At 53.2% G+C, this 18,299-nt stretch carries 17 protein-coding genes and 1 tRNA gene; 3 read left to right on the plus strand and 15 right to left on the minus strand.

The genetic code is table 11. The annotated features are described in order from the left end of the window. Positions 1 to 547: 547 nt before the first annotated feature. The 14 genes from ACLQMU_RS00940 to mgtA form a co-directional block, all read right to left on the minus strand. Positions 548 to 910, minus strand: coding sequence for a response regulator (locus ACLQMU_RS00940; protein WP_443673499.1), 363 nt, complete (start codon positions 908 to 910; stop codon positions 548 to 550). A gap of 42 nt (positions 911 to 952) precedes the next feature. Continuing rightward, positions 953 to 1,978, minus strand: coding sequence for an ATP-binding response regulator (locus tag ACLQMU_RS00945; protein ID WP_422148276.1), 1,026 nt, complete (start codon positions 1,976 to 1,978; stop codon positions 953 to 955). Between the two features lie 2 nt (positions 1,979 to 1,980). Then, positions 1,981 to 3,042: a sensor histidine kinase gene (locus tag ACLQMU_RS00950; RefSeq protein WP_422148277.1), complete on the minus strand. Its 1,062-nt coding sequence runs from the start codon at positions 3,040 to 3,042 to the stop codon at positions 1,981 to 1,983. A 9-nt stretch (positions 3,043 to 3,051) separates the two neighbouring features. Next, positions 3,052 to 3,513: a response regulator gene (locus ACLQMU_RS00955; protein WP_422148278.1), complete on the minus strand. Its 462-nt coding sequence runs from the start codon at positions 3,511 to 3,513 to the stop codon at positions 3,052 to 3,054. Further along, entirely contained in the window at positions 3,510 to 4,733 is a 1,224-nt protein-coding gene (locus ACLQMU_RS00960; RefSeq protein WP_424040004.1) for a sensor histidine kinase, read from the minus strand. Before ACLQMU_RS00960 ends, ACLQMU_RS00955 begins: the two co-directional genes overlap by 4 nt. Before the next feature lie 357 nt (positions 4,734 to 5,090). After that, positions 5,091 to 5,519: a hypothetical protein gene (locus ACLQMU_RS00965; protein ID WP_422148280.1), complete on the minus strand. Its 429-nt coding sequence runs from the start codon at positions 5,517 to 5,519 to the stop codon at positions 5,091 to 5,093. Between the two features lie 84 nt (positions 5,520 to 5,603). Beyond that, a complete protein-coding gene (locus tag ACLQMU_RS00970) occupies positions 5,604 to 6,680 on the minus strand; it encodes an AI-2E family transporter (RefSeq protein WP_424040005.1) in 1,077 nt (358 codons plus the stop codon). A gap of 74 nt (positions 6,681 to 6,754) precedes the next feature. Further along, on the minus strand, positions 6,755 to 8,161 hold the full coding sequence (locus ACLQMU_RS00975; RefSeq protein ID WP_422148282.1) for a hypothetical protein: 1,407 nt from the start codon (positions 8,159 to 8,161) through the stop codon (positions 6,755 to 6,757). Further along, positions 8,154 to 8,882: an ABC transporter ATP-binding protein gene (locus ACLQMU_RS00980; RefSeq protein WP_422148283.1), complete on the minus strand. Its 729-nt coding sequence runs from the start codon at positions 8,880 to 8,882 to the stop codon at positions 8,154 to 8,156. Before ACLQMU_RS00980 ends, ACLQMU_RS00975 begins: the two co-directional genes overlap by 8 nt. Continuing rightward, positions 8,879 to 9,031, minus strand: a complete 153-nt coding sequence (locus ACLQMU_RS00985) for a hypothetical protein (RefSeq protein ID WP_422148284.1) — start codon at positions 9,029 to 9,031, stop codon at positions 8,879 to 8,881. The genes ACLQMU_RS00980 and ACLQMU_RS00985 overlap by 4 nt, the downstream gene beginning before the upstream one ends. Before the next feature lie 2 nt (positions 9,032 to 9,033). After that, positions 9,034 to 9,681 (minus strand): TetR/AcrR family transcriptional regulator, encoded by a 648-nt coding sequence (locus tag ACLQMU_RS00990; RefSeq protein ID WP_422148285.1) that lies wholly within the window; start codon positions 9,679 to 9,681, stop codon positions 9,034 to 9,036. After that, complete coding sequence (locus ACLQMU_RS00995; protein ID WP_422148286.1) at positions 9,678 to 10,367, minus strand: MBL fold metallo-hydrolase; 690 nt, start codon at positions 10,365 to 10,367, stop codon at positions 9,678 to 9,680. The genes ACLQMU_RS00990 and ACLQMU_RS00995 overlap by 4 nt, the downstream gene beginning before the upstream one ends. Continuing rightward, positions 10,360 to 11,598 carry an aldo/keto reductase gene (locus ACLQMU_RS01000; protein ID WP_422148287.1) on the minus strand — a complete coding sequence of 413 codons (1,239 nt, stop codon included), beginning with the start codon at positions 11,596 to 11,598 and terminating at the stop codon, positions 10,360 to 10,362. Before ACLQMU_RS01000 ends, ACLQMU_RS00995 begins: the two co-directional genes overlap by 8 nt. Before the next feature lie 255 nt (positions 11,599 to 11,853). Further along, entirely contained in the window at positions 11,854 to 14,427 is a 2,574-nt protein-coding gene (mgtA, locus tag ACLQMU_RS01005) for a magnesium-translocating P-type ATPase (RefSeq protein ID WP_424040007.1), read from the minus strand. 338 nt (positions 14,428 to 14,765) lie between these two features. On the opposite strand from mgtA, the gene ACLQMU_RS01010 reads away from it, so the two are divergent. Then, a complete protein-coding gene (locus tag ACLQMU_RS01010) occupies positions 14,766 to 15,917 on the plus strand; it encodes a hypothetical protein (RefSeq protein ID WP_422148289.1) in 1,152 nt (383 codons plus the stop codon). Between the two features lie 21 nt (positions 15,918 to 15,938). Continuing rightward, positions 15,939 to 17,186, plus strand: a complete 1,248-nt coding sequence (locus ACLQMU_RS01015) for a response regulator (protein ID WP_422148290.1) — start codon at positions 15,939 to 15,941, stop codon at positions 17,184 to 17,186. 159 nt (positions 17,187 to 17,345) lie between these two features. On the opposite strand, the gene ACLQMU_RS01020 is transcribed toward ACLQMU_RS01015, so the two are convergent. Next, positions 17,346 to 17,430, minus strand: a tRNA-Leu gene (locus tag ACLQMU_RS01020). A 353-nt stretch (positions 17,431 to 17,783) separates the two neighbouring features. On the opposite strand from ACLQMU_RS01020, the gene ACLQMU_RS01025 reads away from it, so the two are divergent. Further along, positions 17,784 to 18,284 (plus strand): regulator of amino acid metabolism, contains ACT domain protein, encoded by a 501-nt coding sequence (locus ACLQMU_RS01025; RefSeq protein WP_422148291.1) that lies wholly within the window; start codon positions 17,784 to 17,786, stop codon positions 18,282 to 18,284. The last annotated feature ends 15 nt before the right edge of the window (positions 18,285 to 18,299 follow it).

The raw sequence follows: 18,299 nt of genomic DNA on the forward strand, positions 1-18,299 counted from the left end.
AAAGTTCAGCGGTGATCTCAAATCTCGAAGATTCCTGATTCAGACGAAAGAAATCGCTAACAAAATGATCGTCTGTAACATTCACAGATTTCTACAATTTCTCCGGGTGAAGGTTTTCTACAGAGCAGAAATTTAGGTAATCATCCCGGAGATACTGCCGGCCGGACACTTCATTGCCATTTCAGCGTTCCAAAAAACAGCGATTAAGTGCTCCTGGCAGGCAGGGGAGTTTCTTTATATCCTGTGATCCGCCGCAGGATATCCCTTCAGGGGCGCGGCACTCCAACCGGAACGCGAAATGAACGTCAACCCATTATCTCAACAATTTCTCATGAGCCCGGGTAAAACCTCACCAGGACCCATCTTTCCCTGGTGATATGACATGAAAAGAACCCTGGTTTCATGCCAGCCTGATGATAAGAGGCTTAAAAAGAGTAAACCGGATACGGGAATCAGTGATCCATTACTCTGCCCTGACGAGATCAAACGGTTCCTCGCATTTTTAGCTCTGCACGTTTCCGTGCTCCTGGTATGTGATACTCCCCGGTTATTTAAGAGCATCAGTAATTGCTTTCATTAACCGCTCAGGCCTGACAGGTTTCATGATGTACATTTTGTATTGTCCGTCGTACTTCTTCCGTTCGTCATCAGATAGTACTTTTCCACTCACCATGAACACCGGAATATCTTCATTGCCCGGCTGGTTTTTTATCTGCGTAAGCACCTCCCATCCGTTCATAGGCTCCATCATGATATCGAGGAGAATAAGATCAGGATGGGTTTTTTTAAGGAGTTCAAGGCATTCTTCTCCTCCTGAAGCAGTCAGTGTCGAAAATCCCGACATGGTTAAAAATGTCGCAAAAAGGTCCCGGATGTCCGGGTTGTCATCAACAATGAGGACCGTGGTCATCGGATCAATACCTCCCCGTTTTGTTTCAGTAAGGATCGCACATCAGTTTTTCTTGCCAATTTCAACACCGTGCCGATGATGATACATGAGAAAATTCCGTACTTTTTCTGAGTCAATCCACCCTTTATCAAGTTTCGATACAAGGTTGTCAATCATCTCAGCCTGTTCAAGGATCTTTTCCGTGTACGGTCCTTTTTCCAAGAGGGTTAATCCCATGATAACCTGAACCGGGTTTCGTATTTGATCATTTAAGACCTGAAACTGCTCCATATTTTTCTCCAGCTGGATTATACCTTCTCTTGCCATCTCTTCCTCAAGAATGACCTGATCGGTGATATCGCGGATCACCATCATCACCTGCCATCGGGAATCGTCAACGGGCGCAAGCGGAATAAAACGGGTATCCAGCCAGAATTTACGATCGCCTGACGTGAACTCCTGTAACATCCGCGTACTTTTATTGGTTGCCCGGACTTCATCGATTACCGACCGGATCTGCCAGGACATTTCTTCGGGTACAAAATCACTGAAGGGTTGGTTGATTATCGCTGCAGGTTCGCGATTGATAATCCGGGCTGCCGATGCGTTCACATATGCCACCGAATAGTTATTGGTGATAATAAAAATTCCATCTTCTGAGAGCTCAGCAATAGTACGGTACAGTTCCTCGCTCGCTTTGAGTCTGAGATCCATCGAGTGCTTGTACAGTGCCAGCATGATGTTGCTTTTCAGATTTTTCTCTTCGAAGGGTTTGACAATATAACCAAACGGTTCGCCGCTTTCAAGGGCACGGTTAAGCGTTGCCTCGTCGGATTGTCCCGTGAAGTAAATAACCGGGATATCGTACTGCTGCTGGATGATATTGGCGGCAGTAATCCCACTCATCTCCCCGTTGAGAATGATATCCATCAGGATAAGGTCCGGTTTGAGTTCCTCTGCGGCTTTCACGGCTTGCTCACCGGTATCAACTGTACTTACAACCGTGCATCCTATCCCTTCGAGGCAGGCTTTCAGCGAAGTAGCGGTGATAAACTCGTCTTCTACGACCAGGATTTTTTTCTTTTCCATGGCTATTCCTTCTTTAACTCCTTTGCCGGGAAGGTGATGGTATAATGAACGCCGTTGCCGCGTTCCAGTACCACGCTCCCGCCCAACTGTTGTGCAAGACCGTAGATCAACTGCATGCCAAGGGTCCCGGTCTTCTGCGGATCCAGACTCTCCGGCATCCCCACACCGTTGTCGCGATAGTCAAGAACGTAATTCCCGTGGGCTGTATCCAGCATAAACCCGATCCGGATTTCCCCTTTCCGATCTTTGGGGAAAGCATCAGGAGGGAATGCATGCTTCAGGGAATTGGAGAGCTGCTCGTTTACAATAAGGCTGCACGGGACTGCCTTTTCAATCGTGATCTTCACCGTCGGTACATCGATTAGCATATATATCCTCCGTGGATCAGCACCATACGAGTCAAAGAGGGTGGCGAACATTTTTTTCAGGTACCCCCCATACTCGATCTGGTTGAGGTTGTCCGAGCGGTAAAGCTGTTCATGCACAAGTGCTATTGACCGGATCCTGTTCTGGCTCTCCTTGAATAATAATCGTGTTGCATCGTCTTTTGCGGTCTGGGACTGGAGATTTAAAAGGGAGGAGATCACCTGCATGTTATTCTTGACCCGGTGGTGGATCTCCTTGAGGAGCATCTCTTTTTCTTTGAGCTGCTGGGTGATCTGCAGCTCCATTTTCTTCCTCTCTGTTTCAATTGCATTTCTTTCAATCGCATAGCGCAGAGAACGGGAAAGGGACTGACTGCTCATCTGCCCTTTTACCAGATAATCCTGCGCCCCTTCTTTGAGCGCCTCGATACCTATGCGTTCATTGTCAAGTCCGGTCAGTACAACGATCGGAATCTCACTGGAGTGCTCTTTTAGTGTTTTGAGCGTGTCCAGCCCCTGACTGTCAGGGAGCCCAAGGTCTGAAATGATAATATCAATATTGCCTTTGGACAGGTACGGGATCGCAGCGGACAACCGTTCCACGTGGATAACGTCAAACGCACGCTTGTCCTGATCCTCCAGCAGCTCCCGCAGCATCTCCATATCGGAGGGGCTGTCCTCAAGTACGAGAATCTTCATAATCCCAGGCTATTTTTGTGATGGCAGCATGACAATGGAGAACCAGAAATTTTCAATGGATTTCACGATTTCAATGAATTCCCCGAATCGTACCGGTTTCTGGATATAGCAGTTTGCATGGAGCCGGTATGTTTCGTAGATGTCTTTTTCATCTTTTGAAACCGTCATGATGACGACGGGAATGATGGTGAGCGACGGATCTGCCCGGATCTCTTCGAGGACTTCACGCCCGTTTTTCCGCGGAAGGTTCAGGTCGAGAAGGATCAGGTCCGGTCTCGGGGCCGATTGATATTTGCCCTCGCGGTGGAGAAACTCCATTGCCTCAACGCCGTCATTTACCACATTCAGGTTGTTGAGCATCTTGCTGTCTTCCAGCGCTTCGCTGGTAAGCGCAATATCGGCCGGGTTATCTTCCACGAGCAAAATCTCAACAGGTCTCGTTGTAAACATTTTCGCTGCAGTATCAGTCATGCTTTCGTTTCCTCCTTCGCTAACGGGATAGTGAAATAAAATGTAGTACCCTCGCCGGGTCTGGACTTCAGCCAGATTGTTCCCCCGTGTCGTTCAATGATCCGTTTGCAGATAGCAAGGCCGATCCCGGTACCCGGGTATTCGTCCCGTGTGTGCAGTCGCTGAAAAATTTTAAAGAGGCGATCCGCATATTTTTCATCAATGCCAATGCCGTTATCGGCAACCGAAAACAGCCAGTCCTTTTCGCCTTTTTGCGCAGATATGTGAATGACGGGGGTTACCTGGGGTCTCTGGTATTTGATCGCGTTCCCGATGAGATTCTGGAAGACGAGGGCAATCTGATCGCCTTCGGCAATAATCTCGGGAAGCGGGTCATTTGTAATGGACGCATTGCTCTTCTGGATTGCGACCCGGAGATTGCCAAGGGCCCGGTCGAGTGCCGCTTTGCTGTCTGTTTTTGCAAATTCATGCGCCTGGGTCTGCACCCGTGAATAGCTCAGCAGGTCCTGGATCATCTGCTGCATACGCAGGGAGCCCTCGGTGATGAAGCTGATATACTTGTCAGCCCGTTCGTCAAGTTGTCCCTGATAGCGTTTAGCCAGCAGTTCCGTGAACCCGGAGATTGCCCGTAATGGTTCCTGCAGGTCATGGGATGCGATATAGGCGAACTGCTGAAGTTCGAGATTTGACCGTGCGAGTTCATCGGTCTTTTTCTGGATCTCCGCCTCCGCTGCCTTGAGGTTGGAGATGTCAAAGATGCTCTCAAGAAGGTAGTGGCGGTTATTGATCGTGATCGGGATCACACTTTTTATGATGGGCACCCGGACACCCTTCGCCGTGAGCATGATCCGTTCTGAATTGTCGACCCTCATTCCCAGGTCCGTAATCGGGCATTTTCCTTTCTGTGCCGGACAGATGAACTGGTGGCAGACCGCCCCGATGATCTGTTCCCGGGCAGCTCCGATCATGTCGACCGCCCGTGGATTGACGTCGATGATCTCGTGGGTGTCTGCATTGAGGACAACCAGACCGGTCTGCACAAAATTGAATATGGTTTTCAAATACAATTCGTTCTCTGAAAGCATCCCTGCAGCCGACTCCTTTTCCGGAGTTGTGCCTGCCGGTGTGGTGCCGGAACGTGTGCCGCAGGACTCGGTGGTCCCGCTGTCCACATCCCCGCACGAAGATGCTTTCTCTTTACTTTTTACCGTTTCTTCCATTCATCCACCTGAAGAAATTTCCTTAAGATGAACCATTAGTTTTGTAGCCAATAACTCTTTTGTGGTGATTATTACCCGGAGGGCAATCACCGGAAACCGCATTAATCGGGGAGAAATGGGAGATCTTTTACCGGTTTAAGATCAGGATTCCCGCACGTGCCCGCATTTTTTTAAACCGGCCGGGCGCCGGAACCGTTTTTTTGGAGTTCACTTCCTTGCCCGGACTTTTTTAGAAAGTCCGGTAACTGCACCAGACTTTTGCCGGAATATCCGGGAACCTCCTCTGGTTAAAATATCCCTGCCGGATTTTTCCGGGTTCCCGCATGAAGTACCGGTTCGTCACCGGATACCACCGGCTCACGGTCTCTTTTTCAGTTCATCCGCATAGATATGGAGGAACCAGCCGTTCAGGCTGTAAGACAGGCTGATGGAATTGCAGAAATTGTCCAGCAGTTTTTCCCTGACTTTTTCAGACCTGACCCGGGCGATCCTCTCATATTCATCATATAACCGGAGCAGCGTATCCCGGGGCAGCGTCCGGATCCGTTTTTCAAAATACCGGATCTGCAGTTCAGTCTTGAAATCGTCATTCCCTGACAATTTTCGCACGTAGTCGGCAAAAAACGGTTCGGTCTCCCGTATTAAACGCCCGCGGAGATCGTCCAATCTCGCGCGGCTGACAAAAAGGTTCCTGACTTTTCTCCCTATTTTCCGGACCAGGGACAAGTCCCGTACCTGGGCCTCAATAAAACCGGCATACTCCTGTTGTTCTTCCCGGGATAACATACCGGTAATTATGAGCCGGTTCCCAAAAGATTTTCGAACTGTTCCCGGTTTCCTCCTATCACGGGATTGTCTCTCCGGGCCTGCTCATCTCTCATCAGCCGCACCGTTCTCCGGCCCGGTTCCGCCCTCCCCGAACAGGCTCCCGACGCTCATCAGCGTGTTGATCCACCGGAGTTCGTCGCTGAACTGGAAGAGGGTGAAGAGCATCAGCGTGAAGGGAACGGAAAAGAGCATGCCGGCAAGCCCAAGCAGCCAGCCCCAGAAGATCACCGAGAGGATGACCACAAGGGCCGGTATCTCGAACTTGCGCGCCGCAAGATACGAAAAGACCGGGTTCTCCACGATGAGGTTGAGGATACAGACGACGGCGATCACCGCGACCGCACCCCAGATCCCGAACTGGAGCCATGCAAAGAAGATGGCCGGGATCGCCGCGATGATGAGGCCGAAATAGGGGATGTAGCCGAGAACAAACGTGAGGATGCCCCAGAGGATCGCGGCATGGACGCCCATGACGACCAGCACCCCGCCAAAGAGCAGCCCGTGGACGAGGTTCGTCTCGGTGCGGACCACGATGAAATCGATCACGTAGCCGCTCATCCGGGAGAGGTGCCGGAGTTTTTCCGGTTCGCCGTGCAGCATTGTCTCAATCCCCTGGATGAACCGCGGCGCCTCAAGCAGCATGAAGCAGGTCGTCACCGCGATGAAAAAAACATCCATGAGATCCTCGCCAATATTCATGAGCGACGACACAAGGGCCGGGATAATGTTTTCGAGGTTGGGCGTTGAAGAGAAGAGCTGTCCGGTGCTGATGCCATGTGCGGAAAAAAACGCGGTGATATTGGCGAGCCGGACCGCGAGATCGTTCTGGTACTGCGGCAGGTCGGCGATGATCACGTTGAACGAGGAGACTGTCAGGTACACGATCACGACGATGCACAGTGCGGCGGCGACCGTTACGACACTGACTGCAACAGGTGCCGGGAGGCCTTTTATGCGCAGCCAGCGGGTGGCAGGGTAGAGCAGCAGCGTAAGGATCAGCGCGACAAGGACGATGGTTATGACCGTTCCGGCCATCCTGATGCCGAAGATAATGACCACAACAAGGGCAAGGCAGAGCAGGACGCGCTCGGTCCGGGAGATGGTCGCGGGAAACGTCATTACGCTGGTATCTGTCGGCAGATGATACAAAGATTCCTCTTTTGGCCGGAAAAACAGGCCTCCAAAAAAGGTGACTAGAACCCCGGCTGCTCGCGGGCATCCCATTTTGCAAACCCGAGCCGGGCAAACCATGCGGCCGGCACGAAGAGGAGCACGGCAGCAAGGGCAGAAAACGGTGCAGCAAACACAATAGATGAAAGAATGACAAGAACAATCCCGATGAGGATAAGGTAGGTGGCCATCACTTTTACGTTATAGACAAGCACGCTCGGGGAGAGACCGGTCAGCCAGACCGTGATGCCGAGGCTGTAGAACGAGACCGAGAGACAGAGGACGAGCGCCGGGACAAGGTAGATCGCTTGCCCCGAGAGTACCGCGACGAGCGAGATGAACACGGCAGGGATCAGCTGGAGCACGGAGAAACTGGCAATCTTGCTTTTTATAAGTGTGCTGACGCTGACCGGCAGGCAGGCATATGCACCGAATGTATCGAACATCGTGACCCACGTATACATCGTCGATGCAATGACACCTGTCACAAGGGAAAATTCGAGAAGGACGCCATAAGAGGGAAGATACCCGTTCAGGAGGGAGAGGAAGAACCAGATCACCACGAGCGGTATCAGGAATGAGAAGAGTGTCTGGCCGACCACCCCTCCGCTCCGGTACATGTCGATAAGGTCCTTTGCCGCAAGGGGCGGCGTGGGGAAGAACGAGAGCCGCCGGGCAAGTGGCGTGAGCATCTCCCTGACGTGCTTTGTCGGGCCGGGTGGCTCCGGGGTAAAGAGTGCGATCGAGACACAGAAGAGGACAACGATCACCGCGCAGGAAAGAGCAAGGTTCAGCCACGAGAACGCGGCAAAGAGCCTTACGGGGGGAAAGAGCCGTGCGGGATTACCGCCCGCGAGGAGTGCATATCCCCCGGCGATCCCGGCAAGGACGACAAGGATCGCCGCAAGCGCCGGCTTTGACCGCGAATAGACCGACGAAAGGAAAAAAACGGTGCAGAGCCCGGACAGGAACGAGAGCGTGAGGGTAAGGGTCAGGAGCAGCGGGAGCGTTACCGGGACCCCGATAAAAGGCGACGCGAGTATGAAGCCCAGCGCGAGCGGAAGCACCCAGAGGACAATGTAGTAGAGCGTGTCTTTCACGACAAAGTTTGCGAAGATAAACCGCTCCGGGAGCGGCAGGCTCCGCGCGGAATAGGCGAGCAGGCTCGCCTGCCCGAATCGCCGGTTCATCACCTCACCCCCAAGAAGGCCGAACGCACCGACCATGAACCCGAGCATCAGGTAGTTTGCGTGGAGGATAAGCGAGAGTTCGCCGGCGGGTAGTGCCTGGCGCATCAGCGGGAGGAGGAACGACCCCATGAAGGCGATCCAGAAGATCATGACCGGGAAGAGTGCAAAGGAGATGCTCCCGAACATCGTGGAATGGACCCGCCACTCCTCCTTTACCATCGCAATGAAGAGATCAAACATGGCGGTCCTTCTGCACGAGCGAGAGGAAGAAGTCGTCGAGATTCCGGTGCTCCGACCCGAGATCTGCTATCGTCCCGGTGTGGAGGAGGTTTCCCTTGGAAAGGATCGCAAAATCCGAGCAGATCTCCTCGGCCACGGCAAGAATATGGGTCGAGATAAAGATTGTGTTTCCTGCTTTTACGTACTTTGTCAGGTAATCCTTAACAACGCGCTGCATGATCGGGTCGAAGTTGATGAGAGGTTCGTCGATCAGGGAGAGCACCGGCGTATGGATGAATGCCTGTGCAAACATCAGTTTCTGCCGGGTGCCCCGCGAGAGATCCTTGCAGAGCACATCCTTCATATCCTTAAAATCCAGAAAATCAAACCACCATGCCGCCCGCTCGTCGATATCGGGGATCTTGCGGATTGCGCCCACGAAGTGCAGGTACTCGGTTGCCGAGAGAAAACTGGGCGGGGTCTCCTGCTCGGGAATGATCCCCACGCGCTCCCGGATCCCTATCGGGTCTTTTTGCACATCGAGGCCGAGCACGGTTGCCGTGCCGGAAGTCGGCCGGATCTGCCCGGTCAGCATCCTGATCATGGTCGACTTGCCTGAACCGTTCGGGCCAAGCAGGCCGAAGAGTGCGCCTTTTTCCACGGAAAGAGCGATGTGGTTGACTGCCGTCAGGTCGCCATATACTTTCGTGATGCCGTCAGTTTCGATCACGGGAGCGGTCATCGTACCCCTCCCGCCAGCCGCCAGATAAAATCATCTGCCTGTACAAAAGTCCGGTGCAGGTACCCGGATACGGTCTTTCCCGCGGGCTTTTTTGCACCTGTTACCGGGGTGCCTGTCATTGTAAATGAGAGAAATATCGTCTCTGCCATGATCATCTGCTCCTTCTATTTTCTGGTTCGTGGCCGGTCGCCTCCCGAACCGTTTTCTTCGTATCAGGGTGTGTCGCAAGGCCGTTCCAGAGAAACGCAAGTCCCTGCCGGATCAGCATCTCCCTCTTTTTCGGGTCGGGAGTAGCCATGATCCGGGAGGGCAGCCCGGAGAGGGACGAGGCCAGCACCGAACAGAGAAGTTCCGGGTCGTAATCCCGTATGACCCCTTCGCGTATACCCTCCCGCACAAGCTCCTGCAAAAAGCGGAAGTGCGACATGCCCTCTTCGTGGGCGGTCGTGGAGACAAACGGCGAACAGGCAAACTGCTCCATGAACCGGAACTTTTCCGGGTTCCGGATACCCCATGCGATTGCATTCTTTCCCACCCTGCAGATTTTTGCCTGTATTGTCCGCTCCTTTTCGACCCCCTGCCTGAGGGCGGCACCTGCCTCGCCCTTGATCTGGCGGTACAGTGCATCGATAAGCTCCTCTTTTGTCTTGAAATAAAAAAAGAGCGTGCCGGTGGCGACTCCCGCCTCCCGCGAGATCATTGCGGTCGGCGTACCGTAAAACCCGCGTTCGGTAAAGAGCACGAGCGCAGTTTCGAGAATCGCCTCCCGTTTGTCGGTTGCCTGTTCCCTCTGTCTCATGTCAGGAGCGCCTCCACCTGACCGCAGGAGAACGGTCCGCCATGCCCGGTATGGATTATTTCCGGTTTTGTGCCAATAATGGTGCGGATGCTCTTTTTTGCCGCTTCCGGATCTTCAGCAAAGATCGGGAGCCGGGGCCGTCCGGCCGGGAACATTCCCATAACGAGGTCACCGGCAATACATTCGCCGGTTGCAAGGATCACCGAGAGCGAGCCGTTCGTGTGGCCCGGCGTGGGGATAATCGTTCCGTTAACGCCGAATGCATCGAGCCGGTAAGGGGCGTCGATCCGGATCACCGGTTGTACGGCAAGTTCCGGTTGAGGCGCGTGCCTGCCAATAAATAAACCGAGCATGTGCCCGATAAGGGCATCGGGGAGTGCCGGCGCACTTGCGCCCTTGGCGAGATAGTCTGCCTCCCGTGCATGGACAAGCACCGGGGCACCGGTCGCCCCGACAAGGGCCGCGGCACTTCCGTAATGGCCGACGTGCGCATGGGTGATGATGATGAGCGCGAGATCCCATGGCTTCAGGCCCTCCCGGGTCAATGCTGACAGGATTTTCGGGGCACTTCCCGGCAAGCCGCAATCGACAAGAACCGGCCGTGTTCCCCGGATGAGATAGGCGTTGGCGTGGCCGACCGGTATCGGGCAGACCAGGGATCCGGCAGGAGAAGTTGGTTCATTCATGGGCTTTCTCCCGGGAGAACAGGGAGAGTACGCGGGCGGCCTGGTTCATGCACCACAGGCCGCCTTTGAGTGTCGGTACTATGACGCACATCATCCCTTCCATGTCTGCTTTAACGTCCTTCATGAGCCGGGGGATCGGCAGGTGTTGGGGGCAGGCCTTCGCGCACTTCCCGCACTGCCGGCAGAGCCCGGCATACGAGACATCGCCGATGAGCCCGCCGTGGTGGCCGATATACTGGAAGCGCGGGGCACGGTCTTTCGGGAAAAGGTGATGCGCGTTATAGAGCGCAAAACAGCCAGGGATATCGACCCCGGCCGGGCAGGGCATACAGTACCCGCAACCGGTGCACCCGACTTTCATGAGCTGCCGGTAGGTTTCCTTTACCCGGTCGATGCGGGCGAGGTCATCAGGTGAAAGCGACAGGGGAAGCGCCGATCCTGCGGCACGGATGTTCTCATCGATATGGGCCTCGTTATTCATTCCCGAAAGGACAACGGTCACCTCCTGGTGATTCCAGACCCAGCGCAGGCCCCATTCAGCCGGCGAGCGTTTCACCGGTGCTTCGTCCCAGATCCTGCGGACCTCCTCCGGCACCGGCCCGGCAAGGTTTCCGCCGCGCAGGGGTTCCATGATCATGACGGCAAGTTTTTTCTCTGCCGCATACCGGAGTCCTTCAGTCCCCGCCTGGTTATATTCGTCAAGGAAATTATACTGGATCTGGCAGAACTGCCAGTCATATGCATCGACAATCTCTTTGAATGCCGCGAGCGTGCCATGGAACGAGAAGCCGGCATTGGTTATTCTACCTTCGGCTTTTGCGCGATCCAGAAACTCCAGAACGCCAAGATTTTTCAGTTTCTCCCAGCTCTCTTTGCCCAGGCTGTGGAGCAGATAATAATCGATATGATCTGTTTTAAGGGTCGCGAGCTGTCCCGCGAGGATCCGGTCCATATCGGCACGTTCCCGAACCGACCAGTGCGGAAGTTTGGTTGCGATCCTGACTTTTTCCCGGTACCCGCGAAGGAGTGCTCTTCCCAGGATCTGCTCGCTCTTCCCGAAATGGTAGGCCGGTGCGGTATCGAAATAGTTGACGCCATTATCGATCGCGTGCCGGATCTGTCGGATGGCCCGTTCCTCATCTATTCCTCTGGATTTTGCCGGCAGGCGCATGCAGCCAAAGCCGAGAATGGAGAGCCGGTCGCCGGTTTTTGGTACGGTGCGGTAAAGCATGAGTACACCCCTGATCGAATTGACTGGTCAGTCAGTACGTGGGACGGGTATGCTCTTTAATGTGTGCCCCGGTCTTCCCGGAGCACCATCGGAGGGCGACAAAAAATGGCGGTACCCTGCGTCACGGTAATGCAGGTGAAAAAACCGCCGGTTCGGATGAGGTACGAAGACCCCTAAAAAAATCCCGATGCTGTTTCCCGGGAATTACCGATAAAAATGGAGCTCTTGCAGGGCATCCGGAAAAGCGGAAAAGACTTACGGCAGGGTTCTTTTTACGGGCAGGGAACTTCCGGAATACCTGCGATAGAACCAGATCTTGACTCCCTCAACAATGAGAATATATCCGGCTACCAGAACTGCAAGCGCGGCAAAGAATGTGAGTGGAGGAGGGACAAAGCCAAAGAGCCTCCCAACCGGTGTAAACGGCAGGACACAGGCAATCAGCACGATAAAAAGGGTGCTTGCCGCAAGGAGCCGGCTTGACCGGCTTTTCCAGAAGGGGGTAGTCCGCGTCCTGATGACGAAGATCACGAGCGTCTGGGTACAGATCGACTCGATGAACCACGAGGTCTGGAAGAGCGCGACATTGGCATTGAAGATGAGAAGGAGAATACCGAATGTGATGAAGTCAAAGACCGAGCTGATCGGGCCGAAGACGACAATAAACTTCTGGATAAAACCCATATCCCACTTCTTGGGCGTGCTGATGTACGATTCGTCTACATTGTCGGTCGGGATGGTCGATTCCGAGAAGTCGTAGAGGAGGTTGTTGAGCAGGATCTGGATGGGGAGCATCGGCAGGAACTTTAAAAACAGTGAGGCACCGGCGACCGAGAACATGTTGCCGAAATTCGAACTTGTACCCATCAGGATGTATTTCATCGTGTTGCCAAAGGTTTTCCGGCCCTCAAGCACGCCGTCGTTGAGGATACGTAGATCGGACCGTACAAGGATAATATCTGCAGATTCTTTTGCGATATCCACCGCGTTCTCGACAGAGATGCCGACGTCCGCCTCCCGGATGGAGGGCGCATCGTTGATACCGTCGCCCATAAACCCGACGACATGGCCGTTGTGCTTGAGGGCGTTCATTACCCGGTTCTTCTGGACCGGTGTCATACGGGAGAAGATGGTCACGCCATCGACTACCCGGGCTAGGCCCTCGTTATCGAGGTTTTCTATCTCGGCGCCCCTGATGACTCCCTTTACCGGGAGTCCGATAAGTTCGCAGGTCTTACGGGTCACCAGCTCGTTGTCACCGGTCAGGATCTTGAGGTCGATACCGGACCGGGCGAGAAGCTGTACCGACTCCCGGGCGCTCTCCTTTGGCGGGTCAATGAAGGTGATGAGGCCGATAAGGACCATCTCTTTCTCGTCATCAGCAGAGAATCCGGCCTGGGTGGCACCGAGGTGACGGTAACAGACAGCGAGTGTCCGGAATCCCTGCTTACTCTGCTCTTCGTAGATCCGCTGAATCCGCTGCCGGGCCTCGTCATTGAGCGGCTGGATACTCCCCGCTCGTTCCTCGCCAGTGCAGATACGGAGGATCTCCTCGGGGGCCCCTTTCGATATGATGACGGCGCCGTCGTTACGGGCTGCAACGACGGATACCCGTTTCCTGATAAAATCGAACGGGATCTCGTCGACCTTGGTGCAGTCGCTGATATCGAAGTGCCGGAACCGGACCACCGCATCGTCGAGCGGGCTTTTGAGACCGGTGCTGAACAAGCTGTTGATGTAGGAGTAGGTAAGTACGGTCTCGCTGTCGTTTCCTTCAGTGTCAAGATGGTGGACGAGAGCTATCTGGTTCTCGGTCAGCGTGCCGGTCTTATCAGTGCACAGGATATCCATGCTCCCGAAGTTCTGGATCGATTCGGGGTGTTTGACTATGGCGCCCTTCTCCGACATCGCAATTGCACCTTTCGAGAGGTTGAGCGAAAGGATCATCGGGAGGAGTTCAGGTGTCATCCCCACGGCAAGGGCGATAGAAAAGAGAAGGGAGTCAAGAAGGCCATGCCGGAAAAACGCATTGATAAAAAAGACGACGATGACCAGGGAGAAGATGATCTTTGACATCAGGTAGCTGAACTGCCGAAGACCCCGTTCGAATTCGGTTTCCGGTGGCCTGCTGACCAGGCTTTTGGCCACGTGCCCGAATTCGGTGGATGATCCGGTGGTCGTAACGGCTGCCGTTGCCGTACCGCTTACAACGGATGTACCAAGGAAGAGATAGTTCTCCGCCTCCGCAAGGGGGGTGCCCGGGGCTGCGACGCCGGGGGCTTTCTCGACCGGGAAGGGCTCGCCGGTGAGTGCGGACTGATTGACAAAGAGATCCCGGGAAGAGAGGATTCGTGCATCGGCAGGGATGATGTCACCAGCTGAAAGAGAGATGATATCTCCCGGGACGAGCACGGTGATGGGCAGCTCCTGCAGCTCCCCGTCCCGCCAGACTGCGGCCTTCGTGATGATCTTCTGCCTGAGCAGTTCTGCGGCGTTTCCCGCCTTGTATTCCTGGAAAAAGTCCAGCGTGACGCTCGCGACAACGATCACGATGATGATCACGGCAGAAGTTAATTCTCCCGCGAAGATCGACACAAGTGCGGCAAGGATCAGGATAATGACAAGCAGGTTCTTGAAATGGGAGAGGTACTGAACGAGGAGCGGGCGCTGGCGGATCTGGGAAACATCGTTTGGCCCGTATCGTTCGAGACGTGCCGAAGATTCGGCAGACGACAGGCCCCGTTCAGTTGTCCCGAGGGCGGTCATGACCTCTGCTTCTGCCGCCGTATGGAAGGGGGTATCCCCGGTTTTCTTGCGCTCTTTTTCCATGCCGCACAAAGACTCCTGTGGGGAATGGTTACCTGCAAAGGATAAAGAGCCCTTCGGTGGTTGTCAGGATCTAAATCACGGGAAGGGCTTCATATGCCCGCCGTCACAGGAACAAACTCTCCGTTTCCTTCTTCATCCTACATGTAATCGTTACTGATAGTTTATTCCAATCGCAAAGACAAAATCTGTTGACAAAAACGGGCATTAATTGCAGTACCCGACAAACAAGCTAGGTAAAAAGTTATGTAAAGAATCGGGATTATGATAATATATAAATATCAGCAATCATTAGTATTCGCAGATGGGGAATCTGTTAAATACGGCGAAGGATGGGTTGGATGGAACGGGAAAAATTTATCAGAATAATCGTGCTCATCCTGTTCTGCTGCGGTGGATTATTGGTAATTTTATCCGCAATTTCGTTCCTGGCTGAACCATCCGGAGGATTTACCGGGGAACAGGCCGGGCCCCCGGGGGAAAAAATCGTCATTGAGACACGGGACATACAAAACCAGACACCCCTTGGGGGTGTTAATTATTATATTAACGGCCAGTATGCGGGCACCTCCTCTGAGAATGGTACATTTGTTTTGTCTCCAGCCAGTTACCCGTCAGGGACGGTGACGTTCCGTGTCGTTAAGGACGGGTATCAGGAAAGGACAACGGGGGCCGATCTCACGAAGATACATTCTCTGGAGCTGGATCTCCAGGTATCCGGTATTATTCCCGTCCTGATTAACGGGCCACGGGATACTGAAATCAACATCGTATTCTTACCTTCCAATACCTCTTTTAACAGTTCGACAGATACAAAAGTCCTGCTCAATGGGTATCCCGGCGGCCGGCAGAAATTTCAGGACGATGTAATACGGTTCATCAACCAGACATTTGGGACGTATCCGTCCAACCTCTCTTCGGACTATCCCCTTTCAGGCAATTACATGAATAAATTTAATTTTTATTATTTCTGGGACGGGGAAACCTATATCGATGCATTCAATGGCTGCTCAGGAAAAATCCCGGATAGTTACTGGCAGAAGGTCACATTCAGCGATTTGACCATAATTCTCTACCCACAATATTACGGGATGTATATCGGCCCCCCCGGTGCGCCGGAAGGATGCACCAACCCCAACGGACTTGGGAGAGTATACTTAAAAATTGCTGCCGATGAACAATATCTTGCCATGCATGAAATCGGTCATGGGCTCTATGGACTTATGGACACCTACTGCGGAAATACCTATTATAACGAAAATGATCCAAATCCCAATGTGTGGAACTCAGAAGAAAAATGCCAAGCGGCAGCCATCGCAAATAACTGGAACCCGGGGAATTGTCGTCAGGTTCAGGATACAGGAAACGGTTGCCAGAAGGAGTTCTGGAGATGGGATCCCGATCCCGATATTATGTATGAAGGGTACTATGGCACGTTTGGCAATGCATCAACAAAACGAATAGTAAATATACTTGACCGTATTTCCAATTAGGTACCATTCCTGTGATGGATAATGCAGCTCATATTATTTGCCGGGTTCATCCTCTTTCTTATCCTCCTTACTCCGGTAACCGCTGCTGATACCAGCCCTTACCAGAAGATCGTATCCGTCAATCTGGCTTATGAAAACGGTGCGATAAAAGAGGTTTCTTCGGAAATTCAGTATGGTACTGCACCGAACCTCAATCTCCAATCCGGCAGTATCACAGGATTGCTTCTTGACTCGCAGAGAAAAACGATTGATGAATTTTCCATCAGGGATCCGCGAATCCAGACCGGTACCGGTGTACAGATGAGCTCTGGTGGCGCCGCGCAGGGACTGGCCGGGTATACAGATTATGACCCCCAGGTGGAGTTCGGTGTCATCGTGCCGTTTACACCCGATCTCCGGTATGTGACTCTGGTAGATTCCCTGACGGGAGATACCCTTATTTCAGTTGATCTTACGGGCCCCATATCAGCATTTCAAAAGATGTACCCGGATGATCCTGACATGAAATCCCTCCCGGAAACAGCCCCTGCTGGCACTTTTCCTGTTCCGTGGGAAATGGCCGCGATACTCGGGATTGCACTTATCGCTATTTCCGGGGCCGGGTATTTCGCCCTGTTGAGGCGGCCTCAGCCTGTACAGGTCCTGATAGTGGACGATGAGCCGTCACTCGTAGAGCTGTTTTCATTGCTGCTTTCACGAAAAGGATACGTCCCGATTCCTGCACAAAGTGGCAAAGAGTGCATATCAATCCTGGAAACTCATAAGAAACTTCCGGATCTCATTCTGTTGGACATTATGATGTTTCCCATGGACGGGTGGCAGACACTGGAAGAGATCAAAAAGAATCCATCGTGGAAAAGGATCCCGGTCCTGATGCTGACCGGAAAACAACCCACCCCTTCAGAAGCGAAAAAATACGGGTTATGTATTGAGGATTATATCCTTAAACCGGTTAAACTCCAGGAACTGTACAGTGCAATCGAGTACGTGCTGATGCGAAAAAAGTTTATTGACAAAGAGATCCGTGTTGCGATAAAAGCGGGCTTTGAAAGAGATCTTGTATGCGAGTATGCCCGTTTGCGTAAAGGAGTTGAGGTAGAAAAGAAACTCCTGGGGATCCTTCGCTCCGTGTATGCGACAGCAGAATCGGTGCAGAACGATGTGACAAGGGCTATTGACGACGTAAGTGCGGAAATGGGGTCCCGGGAAGAGAAGCTGAGAAAACTGCAATTGCAATTATCTCCGGCCTTGTCTCCCAAAACCCACTAAAAAGCAAGAATCATCCGGCGATGAAAAAGGAGCAGGGCCGGACTTCGGGCACTACAAAAAGTACAGGTTGAGAGACTAACATCCGTTGAGATGGTCGTTATGGACCTGGTGGAAAATGACGGATTCCCCCCAAAATCCAAACAAGGAAGATCATAAAAGTGCGAGGGATGGGATTCGAACCCAAGAACTCCTGCGAGACTAGGCCCTCAACCTAGCGCCTTTGACCTGGCTTGGCTACCCTCGCCCTGTTTTTAAGAGATGCACCACGATTTCACACCGGAATACTGGCAAAGGAATGGTTCTTTCCGCCTTGGCATCCAGCCGGTTGACCTCGCTTTTGTGCCATAACAAAAAGGTTGTCTATCTAAAAGAATGTTATGGCAGATCCTGCCCTTCGCACGTCAGTATGGTCTTTGACGGATCCGTCCTGCAGTCGCCATGAAGCACCCGGCAGGCAGCTTTACGGGATTTAGCCGCAAGTCCGGCTGTTCGTGGTGAAAGAAAATCCTGCGGGAACCCGACCCATTTTTTTTGTATACGTTGATGGCAGATGGCAGGCATAAATGTATATTTGCATACGTTATACCCGGTGCATATATGTGGTCTGATATCATCCGCGAATTTGCGGACTCGCCGTCGCAGGGTCGCGTGGTGAGATTTCTCCTCGAAAACGGGTTCGGCGTCAATGCAGAAGGGAGGATCTGCTGCAACGGCATCGAGATCCCGGCCACCTCCGTTGCAAAGGCGATCGGCTCGGATCGCCGTGTCGTGGACTCCACCGCCCGGCGCATTCTCGAACGCCCGGTCCTGCAGGAAATCTTCCTCAACATGCGGGCAACCCCGGACCTGAGCCGGGTGGCGGAGTCCCTGGGATTCTCGGTCATTATCGTAATGCCCAAAAACGCAAGCGAACGTGGTATTATAGGTGCCGCTGTCCGCGTGCTCTCAAACCACTCGCTTGCGATCAGGCAGATCTTCGTCACCGACCCCGAATTTTCCGAGGATCCAAAATTGGTGATCATTGTCGAGGACCCGCTGCCTGCCGGTGTGGTCAATGAGATCCGCGCCCTCCCGCAGGTACGGCAGGTTATCATATAAGCCAAAAAAGGCATG

This window comes from Methanoregula sp. (genome assembly GCF_052325125.1).
Taxonomy (GTDB): domain Archaea; phylum Halobacteriota; class Methanomicrobia; order Methanomicrobiales; family Methanospirillaceae; genus Methanoregula.

Coding starts and splice junctions, on each gene's coding strand:
- ACLQMU_RS00965 (WP_422148280.1), bottom strand. CDS start 5,519: ATGTTATCCCGGGAAGAACAACAGGAGTATGCCGGTTTTATTGAGGCC.
- ACLQMU_RS00980 (WP_422148283.1), bottom strand. CDS start 8,882: ATGACCGCTCCCGTGATCGAAACTGACGGCATCACGAAAGTATATGGC.
- ACLQMU_RS01010 (WP_422148289.1), top strand. CDS start 14,766: ATGGAACGGGAAAAATTTATCAGAATAATCGTGCTCATCCTGTTCTGC.
- ACLQMU_RS00960 (WP_424040004.1), bottom strand. CDS start 4,733: ATGGAAGAAACGGTAAAAAGTAAAGAGAAAGCATCTTCGTGCGGGGAT.
- mgtA (WP_424040007.1), bottom strand. CDS start 14,427: ATGGAAAAAGAGCGCAAGAAAACCGGGGATACCCCCTTCCATACGGCG.
- ACLQMU_RS01025 (WP_422148291.1), top strand. CDS start 17,784: ATGTGGTCTGATATCATCCGCGAATTTGCGGACTCGCCGTCGCAGGGT.
- ACLQMU_RS01015 (WP_422148290.1), top strand. CDS start 15,939: ATGCAGCTCATATTATTTGCCGGGTTCATCCTCTTTCTTATCCTCCTT.
- ACLQMU_RS00975 (WP_422148282.1), bottom strand. CDS start 8,161: ATGTTTGATCTCTTCATTGCGATGGTAAAGGAGGAGTGGCGGGTCCAT.
- ACLQMU_RS00940 (WP_443673499.1), bottom strand. CDS start 910: ATGACCACGGTCCTCATTGTTGATGACAACCCGGACATCCGGGACCTT.
- ACLQMU_RS01000 (WP_422148287.1), bottom strand. CDS start 11,598: ATGCTTTACCGCACCGTACCAAAAACCGGCGACCGGCTCTCCATTCTC.
- ACLQMU_RS00945 (WP_422148276.1), bottom strand. CDS start 1,978: ATGGAAAAGAAAAAAATCCTGGTCGTAGAAGACGAGTTTATCACCGCT.
- ACLQMU_RS00955 (WP_422148278.1), bottom strand. CDS start 3,513: ATGACTGATACTGCAGCGAAAATGTTTACAACGAGACCTGTTGAGATT.
- ACLQMU_RS00950 (WP_422148277.1), bottom strand. CDS start 3,042: ATGAAGATTCTCGTACTTGAGGACAGCCCCTCCGATATGGAGATGCTG.
- ACLQMU_RS00985 (WP_422148284.1), bottom strand. CDS start 9,031: ATGGCAGAGACGATATTTCTCTCATTTACAATGACAGGCACCCCGGTA.
- ACLQMU_RS00970 (WP_424040005.1), bottom strand. CDS start 6,680: ATGACGTTTCCCGCGACCATCTCCCGGACCGAGCGCGTCCTGCTCTGC.
- ACLQMU_RS00990 (WP_422148285.1), bottom strand. CDS start 9,681: ATGAGACAGAGGGAACAGGCAACCGACAAACGGGAGGCGATTCTCGAA.
- ACLQMU_RS00995 (WP_422148286.1), bottom strand. CDS start 10,367: ATGAATGAACCAACTTCTCCTGCCGGATCCCTGGTCTGCCCGATACCG.